Raw genomic sequence first — 22,380 nt, 5'->3', positions numbered from 1 at the left:
CCAGTTGCGGCGGGCTCCGCTGCCCACCTTCGGCCAGTCCGGGATCAACCAAAGTTGATTGCCTTGCCCACCAAGTCCCGTATCGCCGCGACCGGGGCGCGCGGTGTCCTTGACGGGTGATCGAAGCAAGGGAACTCGTCAAGAAGTTCGGTGGCACGGTCGCGGTGGACGGGCTGTCGTTCGAAGTCGGACCCGGGGTGGTCACCGGCTTCCTCGGCCCGAACGGCGCCGGGAAGTCCACCACCATGCGGATGGCGCTGGGCCTGGACCGGCCCACCCGCGGAGCGGTGACCGTCAACGGGAAGTCCTATGTGGATCTTCCAGCACCGCCGCAGGAGGTCGGCGCGGTGCTCGACGCGAAGGCGGTCCACAGTGGACGCAATGCGCACGCGCACCTGAAGTGGATGGCGCAGGCGGGCGGGATCCCGGTGCGCCGGGTGGACGAGGTGCTCGACCAGGTCGGCCTGACCCCGGTGGCGGGCAAGCGGGCCGGGAACTTCTCACTCGGTATGTCCCAGCGCCTCGGCATCGCGGGCGCGCTGCTCGGCGATCCGGCCACGCTGCTGTTCGACGAACCGGTCAACGGCCTCGACCCCGAGGGCATCCAGTGGATCCGCACGCTGATGCGGGACCTCGCGGCGCAGGGGCGCACGGTGTTCGTCTCCAGCCACCTGATGAACGAGATGGAGGAGACCGCCGACCACGTGCTGGTCATCGGCCGCGGACGGCTCATCGCCGACCTGCCGATCACCGAACTGACCTCGCGCAGCGCGCACGCCCACGTCCGGGTGCGCGCACCGGAGGCCGCGCGGCTCGGCGGACTGCTGACCGAGCACGGCGGCCAGGTCCGGCGGGAGGCCGATGGCGAGCTGCTGGTGACCGGGCTGGACGCGGCGTGGATCGGGGATTTCGCGCTGGCACAACGGATCGCCGTGCACGAGCTGACCACCGTCCGCGCCAGCCTCGAGGCCGCGTTCCTCGAACTCACCGCCGGTGCCGCGCAGTACTCCACCCGGCGCGAGGAAGTCGCCGAAACCGCGCGGGCACTGGCCGAAGAAGGGAGCCGATGATGCGGGTGCCGGACCTCCGCTCGACGATCGCCGCCGAGTGGACCAAACTGCGGTCGGTCCGCTCCACCTGGCTGACCCTGGCGCTGGCCCTGGTGGTGGCGATCGGCCTGACCGCCCTGTTCTCCACCGCCGTCGCGGCCGATCACGACTCGCTCAGCCCGCCGGAACAGCTCGCGTTCGACCCGATCGGCAACGGGCTGGTCGGCCTCGGGCTGGCGTTGATCCTGTTCGTCGTGCTCGCGGTGAACGCGACAGCTCCCGAATTCTCCAGCCGGATGATCGCGGTCTCCCTGGCCATCACCGCCCGGCGTGGGCGATTCCTGGCGGCCAAGGCGCTGGTGGTCGGCGCGGTTTCGGCCGTAGCGGGCCTGGTCTGCGCGGTGGTCACCTTCGTGGTGAGCCAGGCGATCTTCGCCGGTGCGGGGGTGCCGTCCGCCGGTTTCGGTGACCCCGGGGTGGTGCGGATCCTGCTCGGCTGGGGCCTGCAGATGGTGTTGTTCAGCTTGCTGGGCGTGCTGGTCACGGTGTTGCTGCGCAGCGCGGCCGGGGCCATCGCGACGCTGCTCGGACTGGTCTACCTGCCCGCGATCTTCGGCCCGATGCTGCCCGCCTGGGTCACCGAATACGTCCTGCGTTTCCTGCCGTCGGCCGCCGCGGACAGCTTCACCGGCAACGGCACCGGCAACCTCCCGCTGTGGGCGGCCGGGCTGGTGATGGCGGCCTGGATAGGTCTGCTGTGGACGGTCACCCGGCACGTGCTCGGCGTCCGGGACGCACGGTGAGCCGGGTCGCGTGGGCGCCGGTGCTCGTGGTCGCGGCGCTGACGATGGCCGCCCTGCTCTACAGCAGCGCGCACTACGGCCACGGGTTCGACGAGCTGTACTTCATCGTCGCCGGGCAGGATCACCTCGCCTGGGGCTACTTCGACCAGCCGTCGCTGGTGCCGTTCCTGGCCGGGCTGCTGGACAGCTGGTTCCCCGGTTCGCTGGTGGTGCTGCGGCTCCCGGTCACGCTGTCCGCGGCGGGCGGAGTCGTGGTCACCGCGCTGATCGCCAGGGAACTCGGCGGGGGACGGGCGGCCCAGGTGACCGCCGCGGCGACCTACGCCGCTTCGGGTGCGGTGGTGATCTCCCACTGGATCGCCACCTACACCCTCGACCCGTTCCTGTGGACGGTGCTCACCTGGCTGGTGGTCCGCTGGGTCCGCACCCGCGACGACCGGCTGCTGCTCTGGGCGGGTGTGGTCACCGCGGTGTCGTTGCAGGTGAAGTTCCTGGTACCGGCGTTCTGGGGGCTGGTGCTGCTCAGCGCACTGGTCTTCGGGCCGCGGTCGCTGCCGTCGCGGCCGAAGCTGTGGCTCGGCGCCGGGATCGCCGTGCTGGCCAGCCTGCCGACGCTGGTGTGGCAGGCCGCCCACGACTGGCCGTACCTGCACATGAGCGACGTGGTCGCGGCGGAGTTCCCCGGCGCGCTGGCGTTCCTGCGCGACGGGGTGTTGCTCGCCGGGATCGGGGTCGGCGCGCCGGCCTTCGTGTTCGGCGTGTTCCGGCTGTTGTTCCTGGCCGAGTACCGCTTCCTGGGGGTGGCGGTACTCGGCCTGGTGGCGGCGTTCCTGCTCGCGAGCGGGCGCAGCTACTACCTGCTGGGCGTGTTCGCGCTGCCGTTCGCGGTGACCGCGGTGACGCTCTGGCAGCGGCCGGGGGTGCGGTGGCGGCCGTTCGCGGTGTGGCCGCCCTACCTGCTCTCCGGCGCGGCGGCGCTGGCGATGCTGCCGGTCTACCCACCGTCCGTCGTGGACAGGGTGCCGACCTCATGGGGACCGTTCGTGCTCGGCTCCAGCTTCGCGGCGGGCGAGCGGCCGCAGGGAGAACTGGGACGGATCGGCGCGTCGGTCTTCGCCTCACTGCCACCGGAACAACGCGCGAAGACGACCATTTTCTCCGACCTGTACCCGTTCGCGGCTTCCGTCGAGTACTTCGGCACTTCACGCGTGTACAGCGGGCACCGCGGCTACTGGTATTTCGGCGCGCCACCCGATTCCGCGGAAAACGTCCTGTTCGTCGGCCTCGACCCGTCGCGCTTGCGCCCGCACTTCGCCGTCGAAGCGCCGCTGACGGACGGACTGGTGTGGCTGTTCGAAGGCCGCCAGGCTTCATGGACCGGCTTGTGGCCGAAAATGAGGAGCCAATAAACAAGGCCGGGCGAGTCCCACGTTCCCGCAGCCGAACCCCACACTCAGGCAGCCGAACCCCACGTTCAGGCAGCCGAATCCCACACTCGGACAGCCGAACCCCACATTCAAAACCTCTAGCGAACCAAGTTGGGAGGCTCCAATGAGTTCACCGAAGAAGCTTTCGTTGCCTGCGAAGGTGTACCTGCTGGCGTGTCGCGGTGGCAAGGTGCCGGACCGGCAGCGCGTGGGCTATCTGGTCCGGGCCGCGGCACTGACCGAATTGCTGTTACGCGGGCGAATTCTCGACCACGACGGGCTCGTCGGTGCGGTGCCCGGCGGTTCCACCGGGGACGCCGTGCTGGACGAGGTGCTCGGGCAGATCGTCGAAGGCGGGTCGCGGAAGTGGCGGCACTGGGTGCGCAAGGGCCACCGGCGGGCGCTGGACTCGGTGGAGGAGCAGCTTTCCGCCGAGCGCGCGATCGTGCTGACGCGTACGCGCCTGTTCCGCCTGCGCCGGGTCCAAGTTCGGGACACCGCGAGCGTGGATCGGCTGCGCGTCACAGTCGACAAAGCGCTTCGCGGCAACGGCGCGGTGTCGCAAGAGGACGCCGCGCTCGTGGCGCTGGTGGCCGCCGTCGAACTGAAGGGCGTGGTGGCCGGGCGTGAGCGGCGGCGGAACAAGGAACGCCTGCGGGAGCTGGAGGAACACGGTGGCGCGGCGATCCCGGCGCTGCGCAAGGTCTTCAAGGAACTGCGGCAGGCCCGCGTCGCCACGGTGGCCGCGGACGGCAACTCGGGCTAGCGCGAGGTCATTCGGCCTGTACGACGAAGAACAGGAAGGTCGGGAAGGTGTCGAGCAGGTGGAAGTCGTCGGGGAACTCCTCGCGGGCGGCCGGTACCGGGTGGGGTTCGCTGATGACGGCGATGCGGAAGCCCGCCGCGGTGAAGGCGTCGGTCATCCGGTGCAGTGGCTGGTTCCAGAACCGCAACCGGGCGGTCTGGCCGCCCATGGTCCACTCTTCGGTCCAGTCGTAGGTCTCGAAGTAGTCGGGCCTGGGGCCGGATTGGCGGTGCAGGAGGTTCATCGCCATGGGGTGGTTGACCGAGGCGATGAGCCGGCCGCCGGTCCGCAGCACGCGTCGCATCTCGGCGAGTGTGGGCCCCCAGTCCCGCAGGTAGTGCAACACCAGGGACGCGATGACGTCGTCGAACGAGTCGTCGGGGAAGGGCAGCGGGTCGGCCAGGTCGGCGACCCGCAGCTCCGCGTCGGCGCCGAGCCGCCGCCGGGCCTGCTCCAACATCCCGGCACTGGCGTCGATGCCGGTCACCGCGGCGCCTCGCGCACGCAACTCCGCGAACAGCGGCCCCGAGCCACAACCGGCGTCGAGGATCCGCCTACCGGCCACGTCCCCGGCGAGCGCCAGTGCCGCGGGCCGCTCGTAGTAGGCGTTCATCAGGCTGTTGTCGTTCTCGGCGGTGTAAGCCTCGGCGAGACCGTCGTAGCCATCAGCGGGAGGGGCGTCCTGGGTCATGCCTTCGATCGTGGCACAACCGGCCGTCACCGCGGATCAGGTGCGGAACAGCCGGTCGAGGTGGTAGTCGATGGTGGCCATCACTTCGTCGGCCGGGCGTTCTTCCAGTACGACCGTGGTGCGCAGCGAATCGGCCATGCTCCACAGGATGTGCGCCTCCTGCACCGGGTCGCGGTCGGCGGCGAGGTCGCCCGCTTCCTGCGCGGTGCCCAGCAGTCCGGCGAAGAAGTCGATCAGTTTCGGCGAGCCTTCGATGATCACCTTGCGCATGTCCGGCTCGGTCAGCGCGCGGATGAAGAAGGCGACCTCGATCAGCAGCTCGGCACGGGTGGTTTCGTCGACCGGCAGCAGTTCCGCCAGGCAGGTCCGCAGGATCTTCCTCGGCGACGGGTGTTCTTCGACCGCCAGCACCCGCTCGGTGATCCGCTTTTCCCGTACGCATGCCTGGTGCTCCAGCGCGTAGAGCAGCATTTCGTCCTTGGAACGGAAGTAGTGCTGCACCGCGCCCATGGACAACCCGGCCTCCGCGGCCACCTGCCGCAGGCTCACCGCTTCCAGCCCGCGGGTGGTCGCCAGGCGCAGCAAAGCCTCGGCGATCCGCCGGCGCCGATCGTCCCGGTCGACTCGTCTGGGCACTGCGTTTCCTCCCCGCCGGCCGCGTTGCCCGCTGCCACGTCCCTCCTTTACGATGCGATCGCATTGTAAACATGGGGACAGGGGAAGTGCCATGTCGGGGACGGTGCGGCTGCGGCCGCCGAGCAAGGAGCTGAACCCCCGGGTGATCGGCTGGTGGCGCGTGCACACCGCGCTGACCTTCGGGATCCCGGTGCTGGTGCTGGTCGTGCTGGGGGTGTGGCTCAGCGGGGCCCGGTTCTGGCTGCTGCTGCCCGCGGTGGTGCTGGCGGTGATCGGGCTGCCGTTCACCGTGCTGATGCCGCTGTGGTGGTACCGCGTGCACCGCTGGGAGGTCACCGACACCGCGGTCTACGTGCGGACCGGCTACTTCTGGCAGGAGTGGCGGGTCGCGCCGATGTCACGCATCCAGACCGTGGACACCCTGCGCGGCCCGTTGCAGCAGGGGTTCAAGCTCGCCACGGTCACCGTCACCACCGCGTCGTCGAAGGGCCCGATCAAGATCGAGGGCCTGGACCACGAACTCGCCGCGGACCTGGCGCAGCAACTGACCGAGACCACGCAGGCCACGCCGGGTGACGCGACATGACCGTGCTGGAACCCGCCGAGCCGTGGCGGAAACTCGACCGGCGCACGATCTACGTCAGCGCGCTCGCGCTGGCCGGGGTGGCCGTCGGCGCGGGGGTGCCGACCGGGATCGGGATCGCCTCGGCCTCTTCGCCGGGGGTCGCGCTGGCCTGGGTGCTGCCCGGCGCCGCGCTGCTGATCGTCGCCGGCACGGTGGCCGACTACCTGCGCTGGCTCAAGACCCGCTACCGGATCGGGCCCGAGCGCGCCGAACTGCACACCGGGGTGCTGGTGGTGAAACGCCGTTCCCTGGCCAGGGAACGCATCCGCAACGTCGACCTGACCGCGAACCCGCTGCTGCGGATCTTCGGGCTGGTCACGGTGAAGATCGGCACCGGGGAGCAGGGCCAGGGCGGGGAGAGCACGCTCGTGCTGAACCCGGTGACCAAGCACGAAGCCGACCGCCTGCGCCGGGAACTGCTGGACCGTGGGTCCACTGTGGACACCCGGCCCGGGGTGGACGGCACGCTCGCCCGGCTGGACCCGGCGTGGATCCGGTACGCACCGGTCTCCTTCGTCGCCCCCGCGCTGGGCCTGGCCGCCGGTGGCGCGGTGATGCAGGTGTCGGACTGGATCGGCTTCCAGGACGGGTTCGTCCGCTGGGTGATCAGCCTGTTCGCCGGTTTCCCGCTGGTGGCGGCGATCCTGGTGCTCGCGGGCATCCTGATGGTGGTCGGCCTGATCGGCTCGCTGGTGCTGTTCGTCGAGATGTGGTGGAACTACCACCTCGAACGCGAACCCGGCGGCACGCTGCGGGTCCGCCGCGGACTGCTGACCACCAGGTCGATTTCGCTGGAGGAACGGCGGCTGCGCGGGGTCGAGGTGGTCGAACCACTCGGCACCCGGCTCGCGGGCGCGGCCAGGGTGGACGCCGTGGCGACCGGCATGGTGCAGCGCAAGGAGGACGACAAGACCGACAACAAGACGCTGCTGCCCGCCGCGCCCAAGGCGCTGGCCGACCAGATCGCCGCGGTGGTGCTGCGGGAGGAGCGTTCGCCGACCGAGGTGGCCCGGCTCACCCCGCACCCGATCGCCGCGCGCGGACGGCGGCTGCGGTGGGCCATCGGCACCGTGGTGGTCTTCTGCGCCGTTCTCGCCGGGCTGGGCCTGCTGCTCACCGACGTGCTGCTGCACCTCGCCTGGATCGCCGCGGTGATCGGCCTGCCGATCGCGGTGGTGCTGGCTTTGGACGCCTACAAGGCGCTCGGGCACGGCATCTCCGGTGACTACCTGGTGGCCAGAGCGGGGACCGTCCGGCGGGCCACGGTGGCATTGCAACGCGACGGCGTGATCGGCTGGACGGTCAAGCAGTCGATCTTCCAGCGCCGGGCCGGGCTGATCACGCTGACGGCCACCACGGCGGCGGGCAGCGGCGGGTACGACGTGCTCGACGCGGGGGAGGGCGAAGGACTCGCCTTCGCCGACGAGGCGGTCCCCGACCTGCTCGGCCCCTTCCTCGAACGCGCCTAATCTGGGCGACATGCGCAGTGCGTTCGGGGAGCGGTTCGAGGTTCCGCCCGGTTATCTGAACACGCCCAGCATCGGCGTGCCCCCGGCTTCGGCCGCCGACGCGGTGGCCGAAGCCGTGGGGCGCTGGCGCCGCGGTGCCGACCGGCCGCCGGACTTCGACGCGGTGGTGGCGGCGTCCCGGGCGGGATTCGCGAAGCTGATCGGTGTCGGTGCCGAGCGGGTCGGCTCCGGCGCCACGGTCTCGCAGCTGATCTCGATGGTCGCCGCCGGACTCCCCGACGGCGCGAAGGTGCTCGTCGCCGAAGGGGACTTCACCAGCGTCACCTTCCCCTTCGCGGCGTGCGCCCGGCGCGGCGTCACCGTCACCGAGGCGCCGCTGGCAGAGCTCGCGGACCGCGCCGAGGGCCACGATCTGGTCGCGGTGAGCGTGGTCCAGTCCGCCGACGGCCGCTACGCCGACCTGGACGCGCTTCGGGCGACCGGTGTCCCGGTCCTGCTCGACGCGACGCAGGCCATCGGCTGGCAGCCGCTGGACCTCGGCTGGGCCGATTGGGTGGTTTCGGCCTGCTACAAGTTCCTGCTCGCGCCGCGGGGTGCCGCGTGGATCGCGGTGCACCCGCGGGCGATGGAACGCACGGTGCCGGTCGGCGCGAACTGGTACGCGGGCGAGAACCCGTGGGACACCGTCTACGGGCTGCCGATGCGGCTGGCCGACGGCCCGCGCTCGTTCGACCTGTCGCCGACCTGGCTCTCACACGTCGGTGCCGCGATCACGCTGCCGTACCTGGCCTCACTCGATCTGGCACAGGTCCGGGCACACTGCGTGAAGTTGGCCGATTCGGTGCTGACCGGGCTCGGGCTGCCGGAGCAGGGCAGCGCGATCATCTCCCTGCCGCAGCCGGACGCGCCCGCCCGGCTCGCCGAAGCCGGGGTGGTCTGCAGCAAGCGCGCCGGGCGGACCCGGCTCGGCTTCCACCTCTACAACTCTTCCGAGGACTGTGACCTGGTGTTGACCGCCTTGCGCGGGGAAGAGGCCCGTTCGAGTGACCACCCCAGGGCGTAGTCGGTTACCGTGACACCTCGTGGTTGGTGCCAACTTCTCCTACCCCGGCGGTGACGCCGCGGGCGACACCGCGCCGCTGCCCCGCGTGGGACAGGGGCCCGCTGCCCCGCCGCCCCCGTCCACGACGCGTGCCCTGTTCGGCAACCCGCTGTTCAAGGGCGTCGGCCTGGTGCTCGTGGCCGTGGTGTCCAGCCTGGTCTGGTGGCTGATCCGGTACGAGGCCGAGCCCGAGGTGCAGGCCCAGCCGGATCCGCTGGTCTCCGGCGAGTTCAAGTACGAGCGCGTGGCCGGCCCGGTGACCAGCACGGACTGCGCGGGCAACGCCTACGGCGAGATCGAGCGCTGGTTCGCCGCGCACCCCTGCCAGCGGGTGGTGCGCGCGTTGTACGTGACCAACGCCGGGGAAGGCGCGCGGGCGCTGGTCTCGGTGGTGCTCGTCACCATGCCGGACCCCGAACTGGCCGCGCAGCTCAAGGCGGTCACCGACACCGACGACACCGGCAACATCAACGACCTGGTCCGCGACGGCACGGCCAAGCTGCCCAAGGCGCCCGAGGTGGCCAAGGGCAACTACGAGTCGAAGGCCAGCGGCGCCGACGTGACCATCGTCGAGGGCGACTTCTACGACAAGCACAAGGACGACCCGCTGCTCAAGCGCGTCACCACCGACGCGCTGCGGCTGTCCGAGGCGCTGCGCCCCGGTACCTGAGCCGCTCAGGTACCCGGCAGGGCCACCGCGGGTGGCTGCTCGCCCGCTTCCTTGCGCCAGGCCGTGCCCCGGGTGGCCGAGCCGACCAGCGCGCGCAAGGCGATCGTGCGCAACGCCGCGTCGTCGGTGCGTTCGAGCACCCCGCGCCAGGCGGCGGCCGCGTCCGTTTCGGCGGTGGCCACCAGCGCCATCGCCGACTTCGAGTCGGTCACCGGCTTCGGCGGCAGGTACGCCGGTTCGGTGGTGACCGGGTCCGCGCCCGCCGCGGTCAGCAGGCGCTCGCAGGCGTCGCGCCGGTCCCGGTGGGCGAGCGCCCCGTTCTCGGTGCCGCTGCGGAAGTCGTTCGGCAGGAACGCGGTCACCAGGCTGTAGACCCACACCGCCGCGTGCTCGGCGGCCAGCGCGCCCTGCAGCGACTCGACCGCCTCCGGGGTGAGCTGACCGGTCTGCGTGTCGGGCTCGACCTCGTCGTCGGCGGCGCCGGCGCCCAGTTCCGGCGACAGCTGCTGCACCGAGGCGCACCCGGCGGCGACCGCCCCGGCCAGCCCGGCGCGGTGGCGCGGCAGCGTCGGCACCAGGTCCGCGGCCTGCTTGCGCGCCTGCTCCAGCCGCGTCTTCAGCCCGCCGATCGCCGTCACCGGCGCGGTGTCGGCCGTGCTCGCGGCCTTGGGCCGGTTGAGCCGGTCCACCTCGGACTGCAGCGCGTCGGCCTGCGCGGTGCGCACGGCGGCGACCTGCTTGGCCAGTTCGGCGGCCGCCCCGCCGCCACCGGCCAGCGCGGTCGCCGCGGTGGCGTCGGCACGCGCCTGCTCCAGCAGCGGCGCCAGCTCGTCCGGGGCGGTTTCGTAGCCGTCGCCGCACGCGGCGGCCAGCGGCAGGATCACGGCGGCGCTGCCCATGAGCGTGCTCGCCCGCAGGAAGCGCCGTCGGCTCAGCGGTGTCGGTCTTGATCTCACGACGCCCCATCCTGCCAGCAAGCCGATGCCGACCGCGCTCATGCGTGCCTGACGGCGTACCGGATAAGCTGGACCATCACTGAGCCGAACAGCCGAACAGGAGAGCGCCAAGGTGGCAGGAGAACTCGCCGAGCGGCTCGAGCCGATCGTGGCCGAAGCCGTTTCGGGCGCGGGTTTCGAGCTCGATGCCCTCGAGGTGCAGCAGGCGGGCCGGCGCAAGCTGGTCAAGGTCGTCGTCGACGGCGAGGACGGCGTGGGGTTGGATGAGGTGGCCGAACTCAGCCGGACGGTCTCGGCCGTGCTGGACGAGCAGGAGCACATCCTGGCCGGGGCGTACACGCTGGAAGTCACCTCACCGGGTGTCGACCGCCCGCTGAGCAAGCCGCGGCACTGGCGCCGCGCGCGGTACCGCCTGGTCCGGGTCACCCCGGTCGAGGGGGCCGCCTACGCCGGCCGCGTCGGGCCGTGCGACGAAGAAAGCGCGCGGATGCTGGTCGACGGCGAACTGCGCACCGTCCGTTACAGCGAGGTCGCCAAAGCGGTGATCGAAATCGAGTTCCGGCAACCGCCGGCCGAGGAGCTGCGGCTGCTCGAGAGCGACCCGAGGGAGGAGTCGAAGTGAACGTCGACATCGCGGCACTGCGTGCGATCGAGCGGGACAAGGACATCCCCTTCGAGACCGTGATGGAAGCCATCGAAACCGCGTTGCTGACCGCCTACAAGCACACCGAAGGGCACCAGCCGCACGCCAGGATCGACATCGACCGGAAGTCCGGGCACGTGCGCGTGCTCGCGCACACCCTCGACGACAGCGGTCAGGTCGACGAGGAGTGGGACGACACCCCGGAGGGCTTCGGCCGGATCGCCGCGACCACCGCCCGGCAGGTCATCCTGCAGCGGCTGCGCGACGCCGAGCACGAGAAGACCTTCGGCGAGTTCTCCACCAAGGAGGGCGAGATCGTCGCCGGGGTGATCCAGCGCGACGCGCGGGCCAACGCCAGGGGCATGGTCGTGGTGCAGATCGGCGGCACCGAGGGCGTGCTGCCCTCGGCCGAGCAGGTGCCGGGGGAGTCCTACCAGCACGGCAGCCGCCTCAAGGCCTACGTCGTCGGGGTCTCGCGCAGCGCGCGCGGCCCGCAGATCACGCTCTCGCGCACGCACCCGAACCTGGTGCGCAAGCTCTTCGCGCTCGAGGTGCCGGAGATCGCCGACGGCACGGTCGAGATCGCGGCGGTGGCGCGTGAGGCAGGTCACCGTTCCAAGATCGCGGTGCGGTCCACGGTGTCCGGGGTCAACGCCAAGGGCGCCTGCATCGGCCCGGTCGGCGCCCGTGTGCGCAATGTCATGAGCGAGCTGGCCGGCGAGAAGATCGACATCATCGACTACTCCGAGGACCCCGCTCGCTTCGTCGGGAATGCGCTCTCGCCCGCGAAGGTTGTCTCCGTACGGGTGGTCGACGAACGCGCCAAGACCGCCCGCGTGGTGGTCCCGGACTTCCAGTTGTCGCTGGCCATCGGCAAGGAGGGGCAGAACGCCCGCCTCGCCGCGCGGCTGACCGGGTGGCGGATCGACATCCGGAGCGACTCCGCCGAGGAGCCCGTCGAAGAGGTTGCCGAAGAGGTTCCGGCGGCCCCGGAAACGGGGTCCGGAGAAGCTCGGACAGGACTCGATCAGGACTCGACTCCGCGTCCGGCCACAACCGGTTCCGCCGACTGAAGAGCCAGGGGCTAGACTTGGGAGTGGTTCGAAGCTCGGAACCGGAAATCGCGCTCGAGCACCGGGGAGACCCGGTGCGTACCTGTGTCGGTTGCCGGGAGCGGGTTTCGTACGGTGAGCTGCTGCGAGTGGTAGCGGTCGAGGGCAGGCTGGTCGCCGACGAACGTCGGCGGTTGCCGGGACGGGGTGCTTGGGTGCACCCGGTCGCGCAGTGCCTGGCCAAGGCCGAGCGGCGGCGGGCGTTCCCCCGGGCGTTGCGAGTGCCCGGTCCGCTCGACGCGGCGCAGTTGCGGCGGTTCACCTCAGGTGCAACCGGGTGACGGGCTCCAGTGGAGTCCGCTGTCCGGAACGGCGCGGGACGTCCCCGTGCCGCGTGGATTCAAGGAAGCAGGTCGACCCGTCATGAGTCAGCCGTGAAGCTGAAGCCATGAACGCGCGACAATAGGACGAGGTCTGCGGTCTTGCCGCCGGCCTCCCCAGAACAGGAGTGCTGTGCCAGGCAAGGCCCGCGTACACGAGCTCGCCAAGGAGCTCGGGGTTACCAGCAAGGAAGTACTCGCCAAGCTCAAGGAGCAGGGCGAGTTCGTGAAGTCGGCGTCGTCGACGGTGGAGGCCCCCGTGGCCCGCCGCGTCCGTGACGCCTACGAGAAGAAGGACGCCGCCAAGAGCGGCAAGAAGCCGATGCCCGGCCCGTCCAACGGGGCGAAGCCCGGCCCGAGCCCGGCCAAGATGGCCCCCAAGCCCGCCACGCCCGCGCCGCAGGCTCCCGCCCAGGAGCGTCCGGCCGCGCAGCAGCAGCAGGCTCGCCCGGCCACCCCCGGTTCGCGGCCCGGCCCCGGTCCGCGTCCGGGCCCGCGTCAGCAGCCCCCCGCGCCGCAGCAGCCGGAGGCCCCGAAGCCGGAGCAGCAGGCCCCGGCGGCGGCGAAGGCCGCTCCCGTGGAGCAGGCCCAGCCGGAGGCCCCCAAGCAGGAGACGCCCGCCGCGGCTTCTCCCGGTGTGGTGCCGCCGAAGCCGCAGGGCCCCAAGCCCGGTGGCCCGAAGCCCGGTCCGCGCTCGCCGCGGGTCGGCAACAACCCGTTCGGTGTCGGCTCGGGTGCGCCCGCGCAGCGTCCGTCGGGTCCGCGTCCCGGTGGCGGACAGGCCGGTGGCGACCGGCCGCCGCGCCCCGGTGGCGATCGCCCGCCGCGTCCCGGTGGGGATCGTCCCGCCGGTGACCGTCCAGCGGGCAACCGGCCGAACCCGGGCAACATGCCCCCGCGGCCGAACCCCGGCATGATGCCGGGCCGTACTCAGCGTCCCGCTCCCGGCGCTGGCCGCGGTGGTCCCGGTGGGGGCGCCCGTGGTGGCCCCGGCGGCGGTGCCCGTGGCGGCCCCGGTGGCGGCGCTCGTGGTGGTCCCGGCGGCGGTGGCGGCGGTTTCCGTCCCGGTGGCGGCGGTCCCGGTGGCGGCGGCGGTGGCTTCCGCCCCGGCGGCGGTGCCCCGGCCGGTGGCGGCGGTTTCCGCGGTGGCGGCGGTGGCCGTGGTGGCCCCGGCGGCCGCGGTGGCACGGCCGGCGCCTTCGGCCGTCCCGGTGGTCCCTCGCGCAAGGGCCGCAAGTCGAAGCGGCAGAAGCGCCAGGAGTACATGGACAACATGCAGGCGCCCAGCGTCGGCGGTGTCCGTCTGCCCAAGGGCTCCGGTGAGACGATCCGGCTGCCCCGCGGTGCTTCGCTGACCGACTTCGCGGACAAGATCGACGCGAACCCGGCTTCGCTGGTGCAGGTGCTGTTCCACCTCGGTGAGATGGTCACCGCCACGCAGTCGGTGTCGGAGGACGTGCTCGAGCTGCTCGGCTCCGAGATGAACTACGTCGTCCAGGTGGTCAGCCCCGAGGAGGAGGACCGCGAGCTGCTGGAGACCTTCGACATCACCTACGGCGATGACGCCGGTGATGAGGAGGACCTGCAGATCAGGCCGCCGGTGGTGACCATCATGGGTCACGTCGACCACGGTAAGACCCGCCTGCTGGACACGATCCGGAAGACGAAGGTGCGCGAGAGTGAAGCCGGTGGCATCACCCAGCACATCGGCGCCTACCAGATCGAGACCGAGCTCGAGGGCACGCCGCGGCTGATCACCTTCATCGACACCCCCGGTCACGAGGCGTTCACCGCCATGCGTGCCCGCGGGGCGAACTCCACCGACATCGCGGTGATCGTGGTCGCCGCCGATGACGGCGTGATGCCGCAGACGGTCGAGGCGATCAACCACGCGCAGGCCGCCAAGGCGCCGATCGTGGTCGCGATCAACAAGATCGACAAGGAGGGCTCGAACCCGGACAAGATCCGGCAGCAGCTCACCGAGTACAACCTGGTGGCCGAGGAGTACGGCGGCGACACCATGTTCGTCGAGATCTCCGCGCGGCAGAACATCAACATCGATGGGCTGCTCGAGGCGATCCTGCTCACCGCGGACGCCGCTCTGGACCTCCGGGCCAACCCGGACATGGAGGCGCAGGGCGTGGCGATCGAGGCGCACCTGGACCGCGGTCGCGGTCCGGTGGCCACGGTGCTGGTGCAGCGCGGCACGCTGCGGGTCGGCGACTCGGTGGTCGCCGGCGACGCCTACGGCCGCGTCCGCCGCATGGTCGACGAGCACAACGTGGACGTCACCGAGGCGACGCCCTCGCGTCCGGTGCAGGTCATCGGGTTCACCTCGGTGCCCGGTGCCGGTGACACCTTCCTGGTGGTGGACGAGGACCGGGTCGCGCGGCAGATCGCCGAGCGGCGCCAGGCCCGCATCCGCAACGCCCAGAACGCGGCGAAGCGGAAGCGCGTCAGCCTGGAGGACCTGGACTCCGCGCTGAAGGAGACCAACACCCTCAACCTGATCATCAAGGGTGACAACTCGGGTACCGTCGAGGCACTCGAAGCGTCCTTGCTGCAGCTGGACGTGGGTGAGGACGTCGACCTCAACGTGGTGCACCGCGGCGTCGGTGGCGTCACCGAGAGCGACATCGACCTGGCGACCGCTTCGGACGCCATCGTGCTGGGCTTCAACGTCCGTGCGCAGGGCAAGGCCACCGAGCGGGCCACGCGTGAAGGCGTGGACGTCCGCTACTACACGGTGATCTACCAGGCGATCGACGAGATCGAGCAGGCCCTCAAGGGCATGCTCAAGCCGGAGTACGAAGAGGTCGAGCTGGGCAAGGCGGAGGTCCGCGAGGTCTTCAAGTCCTCGAAGATCGGTACCATCGCCGGTTGCCTGGTCACCTCCGGGGAGCTGCGCCGCAACGCGCGGGCGCGTCTCATCCGCGACAACGTCGTGGTCGCCGAGAACCTGCCGATCAGCTCGCTGAAGCGGTTCAAGGACGACGTGGTCGAGGTCAGGGACGGCTACGAGTGCGGTCTGACCCTCGGGTCGTACAGCGACATCAAGGTCGAGGACGTCATCGAGACCTACGAGCAGCGCGAGAAGCCTCGCGCCTGAGGTGCGGCACCGGCCGGGGACGGGTTCGTGGTCCCCGGCCGGTGCGCGTCCTGGAGGGTTGATGTACGTAGGTGCGCTCGAGTTCGACCTGCTGCTCGGGGACGTGCACTCGCTCAAGCAGAAGCGCTCGGTGGTGCGCCCGCTGATCGCGGACGTGCGCAAGCGGTTCGAGGTGTCGGTCGCCGAGGCCGGGCACCTCGACCTGCACCGCCGTGCGCTGATCGGGGTGGCCGTCGTGGCCGCCGACACCGAGCACGTGCGAGACGTCCTCGATGCCTGTGAACGCCTGGTCGCCGGCCGCCCGGAGCTGGAACTGCTCTCCGTGCGGCGCCGGTTGGTCGGGCCCGACGACTGAGAAAAGACTTCGGAGAAAGGGGTGTGCGTCGTGGCCGATCCGGCACGCGCGCGCAAGCTCGCCAAGCGGATTACCCAGATCGTGGCCTCCGCCATCGAGCACGAGATCAAGGACCCGCGGCTGGCGACCGTGACGATCACGGACACCAAGATCACCGCGGACCTGCACGACGCGACGGTGTACTACACCGTGCTCGGCGAGAAGCTCGACGCCCCGCCGGACCTGGCGAGTGCGGCGGCGGCGCTGGAGTCGGCCCGCGGGGTGCTGCGGTCGAAGGTGGGGCAGGGGACCGGTGTCCGGTACACCCCGACGCTGACCTTCGTCACCGACAATATCCCGGAGGAGGCGCAGCGGATCGAGGATCTGCTGGCCAAGGCCAGGGAAGCCGACGCCGAGGTGGCCCGCCGGGCGACCGGGGCGCAGCCCGCCGGTGAAGCGGACCCGTACCGCGCGCCGCGGGTGGACGACGACGAGTCCGCCTGATCTTCCTTGTCCGGCAAGGGCTTCTCGCGACGGGCGCTGCTGCTGGGCGGCGGCGCCCTCGCGGCGTCGGCGTGCGCGCCGTCCGAACCGGCTGAGCCCGTGGCGGAGTCGGTCTCGCCCGTGGTGCCCGCGCCACCGACACCGGCCGATCCGGTCACCGTCGAACGCGTGTGGTCCGCGGCGCGCGGGGCCGAACTGGACCTGGTGCTGATCACCCCGGAAGGCGTGCCCGCCGCGGACCTGCCGGTCTGCCTCGCGTTGCACGGCCGCGGTTCCAGTGCCCGGACCTTCGTGGACCTCGGGCTGCCGTCGATGCTGACCGAGGCGGTGCGGGCGGGTATGCCACCGTTCACCGTGGCCGCCGTGGACGGCGCGAACTACTGGGTCGCCGTCGACCCGGCCGACGACCCGCAGCGGATGCTGACCGAGGAACTGCCCGGCTGGCTCGGCCGCCGTGGTCTCGGCACGCGCACCGGCGGCGTGCCGTCGGCGGCCATGGGCATCTCGATGGGTGCCTTCGGCGCGCTGCGCTACACCCGCGACCACCGCGACCTGCGTGCCACCGCGGCGATCAGCCCGGCGCTGTTCGTCGGCTGGGGTGACGCGCGCTCGCGCAAGGTGTTCCGGGACCGCGCGCAGTGGGAGTCGCACGAGCCGCTGCTGCACGCCGACGACACCGCGCCGGTCCCGATCGGCGTCTGGTGCGGCACGCAGGACCCGTTCGCCGGTGCCGCCCGGCGCTACATCCAGGCGGCCCGGCCCCAGCTGTCACGGCTCGCGCCGGGCGGGCACACGGACCAGTACTGGAAAAAGATCCTGCCCGACGTGCTCCGCTTCCTAGGCGACCACCTCCAGCAATGAACCCCGCACTCGAACGCCCGAACCCCACACTCAGGCAGCCGAGTTCCACATTCAGGCAGCCGAACCCCACACTCGGACGGCCGAGTTCCACGTTCAGAGCCTCGAGCAGCCAAGTGGGAGAAGGCCCGGACCGCAGTTGTCACTCGGCGCCGGTGATGGTCGCGTGGACCACCTCCCGCAGCTTGCCGCAGAACTCCGCCTGCCAGGGGAGCGTCTAGGGTTTCCGCGCGACGATCAGGTCGCGCACGATCGACTGGTCCACCCGGTGCTCGAACTCCACGAACGGGCCGTCGTCGCGGACTTCGAGGCCCGCGCGGGTCAGGATCGCGGCGAGTTCCTCGCGTTTGGTCACGTAGGTGTTCCACGAGATGCCGAGCGCGCCGCCGGGCCGCAGCACCCGGGTCCACACCGGAACCGCGGCGGCGAGCAGATCGCTGGGGCTGCGGGAAAGCGTGGTCTCGCGGTGGCTGCCGTGCTGGACGCCGTAGGGCGCGTCGGTGACGATCAGGTCCACGGAGTTCGCGCGCAGCAACTCGTCGGTGGTGAGCGTGTCGCAGTTGTAGACGGTCAGCCGCCGGGTGTCGCCAGCCTTGTACTGCTCCTTGGTCAGCCCGTACTCGATCTCCAGCCGCCGCCCGAGCCGGACCTTGTTGCGCCGCAACGCACCCGAGTCGGCGGTGTGCTTGATCCGCTTGTTCCGCAGCCAGGTCTTGACGAACAGCTCGTAGGCGTCGAAGTCCTTGCCGTCCACGTCGAACCCGGTGCCGTGGAAGCCGTACATCATCGCTTGGTTGAGCGTGGTTCCCCGGCCGCACAACGGGTCCAGCAGTTCCAGCGGCTCGGTGAACCCGCGGCCCGCGGTCAGCAGGGTGACGTTGAGCAGGAGCTTGGTGAACAACTCGTTGGTCTTGCCGGGGTACTTCTGGATGGTCAGCAGGTCCGAGTCGAACCGGTCCGCGCGCCGCACCGCCAGCGGGCGCAGCAGGTCACCGGTCACCTCGAACAACGCGTACAGCGCCGAAAGGTTCGACAGGCAGGCCAGATCCGCCTCGCCCAGCGGCGCTTCGGTGGCGAAGGTGACGTAGTCGACGCCGCCGATCTCGGCCTCGGAGATCTCGGTGATCCCGGCGGACAGCGCGGCCGCGTCGAACACGGCCAGCTCGGCGCGGAGCAGCTTCGGGGAGGAATCGGTGTAGACCCGGTTGGCCGAGGGATACACCAGGATCGCGTACTGGGACATCCGCGACAGCGTAGCTTGCGGGGGTGACCACCTCGCAGCTCGACGTCGATCGCGCCGCGGCCCTGCTCCGGGATGCCGCCGACGTGACCATCCTGTCCCATGTCCGCCCCGACGCCGACACGCTCGGCAGCGCGCTGGCCCTCGGCCGGGTGCTGCACCGCCGCGGTGCCACCGTGCGCGTGTCCTACTCCGGCGGGTCCGCGTTGCCGGACAGCCTGCGCTCGCTCGACCCGGACGGCCTGTACGTGCCCGAGGACCGGCTGCCCGCGGCCGAGCCGCTGCTGGTCACCGTGGACGCGGCCAGCGCGGGCCGGCTGGGGGCGCTGGCGGGCCGGGTGGCGGCCACCCGCGACGCCGGCGGTGAGGTGCTGGTGATCGACCACCACGCCTCCAACCCCGGCTTCGGCACGCTCAACGTGATCGACGCCCAGGCCGAGGCCACCGTGGTGCTGGTGCTCCAGGTGCTCGACGCGCTGGGGGAGGAGCTGGACGCGGTGACCGCGAGCTGCCTGTACGCCGGGCTGGTCACCGACACCGCGATGTTCCGCCTGGCCAAGCCGGGCACCCACCGGATGGCGGTCCGGCTGCTCGAAGCCGGGGTGGACCCCGCCGTGCTGACCAGGGAAGTGGTCGACGAGCGGCCGTTCGCGGCGCTGGCCATGCTCGGCACGGCGCTCTCGGCCGCGCGGTTCGAGCCGCACGCCGCGCAGGGCCTCGGCCTGGTGCACACCGCGGTCACCGCCGATCTGGCGGCGACCGTGCGGTACGAAGAGGTCGAAGGCGTGATCGACGTGGTGCGCACGGTCGGGGAGGCCGGTGTGGCGATCGTGCTCAAGGAGGTGCCCGGTTCGAGTCTGGAGTGGACGGTGTCGCTGCGCTCGGCGGGCAGGCTGGACGTCTCCGCGGTGGCGGTCTCCCTCGGCGGTGGCGGGCACCGGCTGGCGGCGGGCTGCACGCTCACCGGCAGCGCCGACCAGGTGCTCGAGCAGTTGCGCACCGCGCTGGAGACCGCCCCCCTGCTTTAGGATGTGCGGCGGAGGTTCGTGCACATCGAATACTCCGCTTTCCTGGGCCGCCGAGTGGCCGCTCGGCGGCCCAGGCCGGGGTTCACGGCAGCAGCAGGCCCCAGTAGAGACCCCACGGGACCAGCAGGACCGCGCCGCCGAGCAGCATGCCGAGCCGGACCCGGCCCGCTTCCGACCGGCGCCAGGCCACCGCGGTGAACACCGCCGAAACCAGCGCGCCGACCGCCAGCAGCTGGGTGAGCAGCCAGACCAGCGGCCTGCCCAGCACCACCGGGCCGACGTCCTGCCCGTTGCTCATCACGACCAGCGCCAGGAAGCCGAGGAGACCGGTGACCGTCAGCAGTCCGGTCGCCGAAGCCCAGCGAGCGGAGACCAGCCCTTCACGACGGCGTCGCACGAGGGCGGTCAGCGGGTACGCCGCGAACAACACGACCAGCGCGAGCAACGCGATCCCCTGCACCCACAGCGATTCCCACCAGGCGAGCGGGGTCAGCGCCGAGGCCGGGCCGTCCTGCGCGGGCGCCGTGTCCGAAGTGGACGGCGGTGCGCCCGCGGCCAGGCCGTGCACCCAGGACCCGACCAGCTCGGGGTAACCGGGTTCGAGGGCGTCGAGCCGGTCGAACCCACTCGTGGTCCGGATCAGCGAATGGTGTGCTTCGGGGAAGACGCGCATGGTGTAGCTGGGGTTCGCGGCCAGCGCGCGGGCGTAGATCACGGCCGCTTCCCCCGGCGGGCTCTGTTTGTCCTTGCCACCCCAGATGCCGAGCACCGGCATGCGCAACTTCTCCAGCGAGGGCACCGGATCGTAGTCGGCCTCGGGGAACATGCCCGCTTCACTCGCGATCCGGGTCCCGCTGACCGAGACCATGCGCAACACCGGGCCGGACGTCACGCCCTGGTGGCGCAACCACTGGCGGTAGCTCCACGACTGGGCGCGCACCGGAGTGACCCCGTTCGCGCCGACCACCACCAGGAAGGCGGCGTCGCTGCGCGTGGCCGCCAGTGGCGCCACCCACCCGCCTTCACTGAGCCCCCACAACCCGGTCCGGGCGGGGTCGGCTTCCGGGCGGGTGCGCAGGTAGGTCAGCGCCGCCGCCGCGTCGTCGGCCAGGGCGGAGAAGTCCCGGCTGACCGTGGAGTACGTGGTCAGGTCCTTGTCGTAGATCAGCGCGACCAGGCCCTGCGCGGCGAAAGCCTCCGCCTCCTTGCGGACCTTCTCCCTGGTCACCCGGCCGGAACCGTGGACGAGGACGACCGCCGGGCGCCGGATGCCATCGGGTGGCGGGCCGACCAGGGAGCCGTGGAGGGTTTTGCCGCCGCTGGGAAACGAGATTTCCTCGTTCTGGGCGGCCGGGGCCGCTTGGGCGGGAATGGAGACGAGTGAGAACAAGAAGCCGAATACGGCGAGCAGGATCGCCGTTCGTCTGGTGCGCAGCATGAGGCCGCGGTCCTTCCCTGAGGTTCGTGCACATCGATTTCGGTGAAAGGAGATCCCGTTGCCGCGGGTGGCCGCCCGAGGCAGGGGATTCTGGTGACTACTCCACGGGTTCCTCCGTTTCCGGGATCGGGAAGGCGACGAAGCGCACCGCCAGTGCCCTGGCTTCCGGCGGGATTTCCTCGGCGGAGCGCCAGTACCGGCGCAGGAGGGCGAGGTAGTCCTCGAAGAAGCGCCCGGCTTCGTCGCGCGTGAGGTGGAGGGTGCCGCGGCTGAACGGCAGCACGTCGCCCCAGTCACCCATCGATTCGCGCTGCTGCTGGAACCGCGCGAACAGGTCGAGGTCCGCCTGGAACTTCTGGCGGCCGAATTCGTCGACCTGGGCCCGCAGGGCGGGGCTCTGCTCGCTGCGCGGCGGGAAGCGCAGGTCGTGCGGGCGGATCCGCCACCAGCGTTCCCGCCCGCGCGCGGGCCCCTCGATCTCCTCGACGTAACCGTGTTCGGCCAGTTGCCGCAGGTGGTAGCTGGTGGCGCCGCTGTTCTCGCCCAGCGCCCTGGCGAGCCGGGTGGCGGTGGCCGGGCCGTGGCGGAGTTCGTTCAGTATCCGCAGCCGTCGCGGGTGGGTCAGGGCCTTGAGCTTGGCCGGGTCGTCGACCTGCTCCGGTTCGGGCGGACTGGACATGAGTGCAAAGGTAACTGTGCACAGTTTCCTGTGCACTCGATCCAGTCCGATCTCCGGGACAACTCAGGGACGACCCTGGGATCAGGCCGACTGCATCCGCCGGGCCAGCGCGCCCACCCTGGACAGGCGGCGGCGGTTGACGTCGATCACCGTGCCGTCCCCGCTGCCGCCCTGTTCCTTGGCCCGCACCCAGCCGCGGTGCAGCTGGCCGCCGACCTCGACTTCGAGCGCCGAGGTGAAGGATTCGGCGTCGATGCCGTCGTACCCCTGCCGGACCACGCCCTGGTAGATGGCGTCGGACACGGCCAGGAGCAGCGGGTTCGCCGTGCCGCGGAACAGTTCCTTCAGCACCGGGGCGTCGAGCAGGCGGAAGGCGATGTCCAGCGCTTCGCCGAAGCAGCCGTTGCGGTCGAAGTGCACCTCGCCCGCGTGCAGCACGGCCCGCATCCGCAGGAGCTGGTCGGCGTGGTCGGCGGCGTGGGCCTGCAGCAGGTCCTCGAGCACCGGCACCACCCCGGAGAGGAAGACCGTGCGCGGGACCTCGTCCACCGGGCGGACCAGCACCAGCACGCTGTCGCCCCGGTCGATCCAGGGCTCGTGGTGGTCCTCGGCGATGCCCGCCTGCCGCAGGCTCTGCTCGACCATGTCGTACATGGCCGCCCGCAGGCCGGCCTTCTTCGTGTTGTTCTGCTTGGTCGACCCCTCGATGTCGACAGCGAAGATGACCCGGGTCACCGGCGGCCCCGGGTTCAGGGTGTTCACCGCGTCCTGCCTGGTGAAGGTGCGCTTTCGCCGATTCCCAGCATGAAGATCGGTCTCCTTCCGGACGCCCCCGACGCCCATCCCCTTACGACACCGGAATTACTTGACTGGCCGGGAGCA

The 22,380-nt window shown here is 71.2% G+C and carries 23 protein-coding genes; 16 read left to right on the top strand and 7 right to left on the bottom strand.

Annotation, left to right across the window (positions count from 1 at the left end):
- Positions 1-116 precede the first annotated feature (116 nt).
- From L3Q67_RS43440 to L3Q67_RS43425, 4 genes are all read left to right on the top strand, one after another.
- A complete protein-coding gene (locus L3Q67_RS43440) occupies positions 117-1,070 on the top strand; it encodes an ABC transporter ATP-binding protein (RefSeq protein ID WP_499187209.1) in 954 nt (317 codons plus the stop codon).
- Positions 1,070-1,852: an ABC transporter permease gene (locus L3Q67_RS43435; protein ID WP_499187208.1), complete on the top strand. Its 783-nt coding sequence runs from the start codon at positions 1,070-1,072 to the stop codon at positions 1,850-1,852. The genes L3Q67_RS43440 and L3Q67_RS43435 overlap by 1 nt, the downstream gene beginning before the upstream one ends.
- Positions 1,849-3,261, top strand: coding sequence for an ArnT family glycosyltransferase (locus tag L3Q67_RS43430; RefSeq protein WP_499187207.1), 1,413 nt, complete (start codon positions 1,849-1,851; stop codon positions 3,259-3,261). The genes L3Q67_RS43435 and L3Q67_RS43430 overlap by 4 nt, the downstream gene beginning before the upstream one ends.
- A 142-nt stretch (positions 3,262-3,403) precedes the next feature.
- On the top strand, positions 3,404-4,045 hold the full coding sequence (locus L3Q67_RS43425; RefSeq protein ID WP_499187206.1) for a GOLPH3/VPS74 family protein: 642 nt from the start codon (positions 3,404-3,406) through the stop codon (positions 4,043-4,045).
- Between the two features lie 7 nt (positions 4,046-4,052).
- Here the strand turns inward: L3Q67_RS43425 and L3Q67_RS43420 are convergent, their stop codons facing one another.
- The gene (locus tag L3Q67_RS43420; protein WP_499187205.1) at positions 4,053-4,775 is read right to left on the bottom strand and encodes a class I SAM-dependent methyltransferase; all 723 of its coding nucleotides are present in this window, start codon (positions 4,773-4,775) and stop codon (positions 4,053-4,055) included.
- Between the two features lie 36 nt (positions 4,776-4,811).
- Complete coding sequence (locus L3Q67_RS43415; protein ID WP_499187204.1) at positions 4,812-5,411, bottom strand: TetR/AcrR family transcriptional regulator; 600 nt, start codon at positions 5,409-5,411, stop codon at positions 4,812-4,814.
- A gap of 91 nt (positions 5,412-5,502) precedes the next feature.
- Between L3Q67_RS43415 and L3Q67_RS43410 the strand changes: the two genes are divergently transcribed.
- Genes L3Q67_RS43410 through L3Q67_RS43395 form a run of 4 tightly spaced genes read left to right on the top strand, consistent with a single transcriptional unit; the run spans position 5,503 to position 9,277 of the window.
- Positions 5,503-5,997, top strand: coding sequence for a PH domain-containing protein (locus L3Q67_RS43410; RefSeq protein ID WP_209665274.1), 495 nt, complete (start codon positions 5,503-5,505; stop codon positions 5,995-5,997).
- The gene (locus L3Q67_RS43405; protein ID WP_499187203.1) at positions 5,994-7,505 is read left to right on the top strand and encodes a PH domain-containing protein; all 1,512 of its coding nucleotides are present in this window, start codon (positions 5,994-5,996) and stop codon (positions 7,503-7,505) included. Before L3Q67_RS43410 ends, L3Q67_RS43405 begins: the two co-directional genes overlap by 4 nt.
- A 10-nt stretch (positions 7,506-7,515) precedes the next feature.
- Positions 7,516-8,568 (top strand): aminotransferase class V-fold PLP-dependent enzyme, encoded by a 1,053-nt coding sequence (locus L3Q67_RS43400; RefSeq protein WP_499187202.1) that lies wholly within the window; start codon positions 7,516-7,518, stop codon positions 8,566-8,568.
- Positions 8,569-8,587: 19 nt separating this feature from the next.
- On the top strand, positions 8,588-9,277 hold the full coding sequence (locus L3Q67_RS43395; RefSeq protein WP_499187201.1) for a hypothetical protein: 690 nt from the start codon (positions 8,588-8,590) through the stop codon (positions 9,275-9,277).
- A 5-nt stretch (positions 9,278-9,282) separates the two neighbouring features.
- Here the strand turns inward: L3Q67_RS43395 and L3Q67_RS43390 are convergent, their stop codons facing one another.
- Entirely contained in the window at positions 9,283-10,233 is a 951-nt protein-coding gene (locus tag L3Q67_RS43390) for a ferritin-like domain-containing protein (RefSeq protein WP_499187200.1), read from the bottom strand.
- A gap of 112 nt (positions 10,234-10,345) precedes the next feature.
- Between L3Q67_RS43390 and rimP the strand changes: the two genes are divergently transcribed.
- The 7 genes from rimP to L3Q67_RS43355 all read left to right on the top strand — a co-directional run bounded on the left by rimP (position 10,346) and on the right by L3Q67_RS43355 (position 17,116).
- Positions 10,346-10,855: a ribosome maturation factor RimP gene (gene rimP, locus L3Q67_RS43385; RefSeq protein WP_499187199.1), complete on the top strand. Its 510-nt coding sequence runs from the start codon at positions 10,346-10,348 to the stop codon at positions 10,853-10,855.
- A complete protein-coding gene (gene nusA, locus L3Q67_RS43380; protein WP_499187198.1) occupies positions 10,852-11,949 on the top strand; it encodes a transcription termination/antitermination protein NusA in 1,098 nt (365 codons plus the stop codon). Before rimP ends, nusA begins: the two co-directional genes overlap by 4 nt.
- 74 nt (positions 11,950-12,023) lie before the next feature.
- A complete protein-coding gene (locus tag L3Q67_RS43375) occupies positions 12,024-12,269 on the top strand; it encodes a YlxR family protein (RefSeq protein WP_499187197.1) in 246 nt (81 codons plus the stop codon).
- A 172-nt stretch (positions 12,270-12,441) separates the two neighbouring features.
- The gene (gene infB / locus L3Q67_RS43370) at positions 12,442-15,417 is read left to right on the top strand and encodes a translation initiation factor IF-2 (protein ID WP_499187196.1); all 2,976 of its coding nucleotides are present in this window, start codon (positions 12,442-12,444) and stop codon (positions 15,415-15,417) included.
- Between the two features lie 61 nt (positions 15,418-15,478).
- Positions 15,479-15,772 (top strand): DUF503 domain-containing protein, encoded by a 294-nt coding sequence (locus tag L3Q67_RS43365; protein WP_209665283.1) that lies wholly within the window; start codon positions 15,479-15,481, stop codon positions 15,770-15,772.
- Positions 15,773-15,802: 30 nt separating this feature from the next.
- Complete coding sequence (rbfA, locus tag L3Q67_RS43360; protein WP_499187195.1) at positions 15,803-16,255, top strand: ribosome-binding factor A; 453 nt, start codon at positions 15,803-15,805, stop codon at positions 16,253-16,255.
- A 6-nt stretch (positions 16,256-16,261) separates the two neighbouring features.
- Positions 16,262-17,116: an alpha/beta hydrolase gene (locus L3Q67_RS43355; RefSeq protein WP_499187194.1), complete on the top strand. Its 855-nt coding sequence runs from the start codon at positions 16,262-16,264 to the stop codon at positions 17,114-17,116.
- A 214-nt stretch (positions 17,117-17,330) separates the two neighbouring features.
- Here L3Q67_RS43355 and L3Q67_RS43350 read toward each other — a convergent pair whose 3' ends face one another.
- Positions 17,331-18,356: a TRM11 family SAM-dependent methyltransferase gene (locus L3Q67_RS43350; RefSeq protein ID WP_499187193.1), complete on the bottom strand. Its 1,026-nt coding sequence runs from the start codon at positions 18,354-18,356 to the stop codon at positions 17,331-17,333.
- A gap of 23 nt (positions 18,357-18,379) precedes the next feature.
- Here L3Q67_RS43350 and L3Q67_RS43345 point away from each other — a divergent pair, with 23 nt between their 5' ends.
- Complete coding sequence (locus tag L3Q67_RS43345) at positions 18,380-19,381, top strand: DHH family phosphoesterase (RefSeq protein WP_499187192.1); 1,002 nt, start codon at positions 18,380-18,382, stop codon at positions 19,379-19,381.
- A gap of 82 nt (positions 19,382-19,463) precedes the next feature.
- Here L3Q67_RS43345 and L3Q67_RS43340 read toward each other — a convergent pair whose 3' ends face one another.
- The 3 genes from L3Q67_RS43340 to L3Q67_RS43330 form a co-directional block, all read right to left on the bottom strand.
- The gene (locus tag L3Q67_RS43340) at positions 19,464-20,819 is read right to left on the bottom strand and encodes an alpha/beta hydrolase family protein (protein WP_499187191.1); all 1,356 of its coding nucleotides are present in this window, start codon (positions 20,817-20,819) and stop codon (positions 19,464-19,466) included.
- Between the two features lie 97 nt (positions 20,820-20,916).
- On the bottom strand, positions 20,917-21,498 hold the full coding sequence (locus tag L3Q67_RS43335; RefSeq protein WP_499187190.1) for a winged helix-turn-helix domain-containing protein: 582 nt from the start codon (positions 21,496-21,498) through the stop codon (positions 20,917-20,919).
- 81 nt (positions 21,499-21,579) lie between these two features.
- Positions 21,580-22,260 (bottom strand): hypothetical protein, encoded by a 681-nt coding sequence (locus tag L3Q67_RS43330; protein ID WP_499187189.1) that lies wholly within the window; start codon positions 22,258-22,260, stop codon positions 21,580-21,582.
- Between the last annotated feature and the right edge of the window lie 120 nt (positions 22,261-22,380).

Source organism: Saccharothrix sp. AJ9571, assembly GCF_021725495.1.
Taxonomy (GTDB): domain Bacteria; phylum Actinomycetota; class Actinomycetes; order Mycobacteriales; family Pseudonocardiaceae; genus Amycolatopsis; species Amycolatopsis magusensis.
This window is presented reverse-complemented; position numbering and strand designations above follow the sequence as displayed.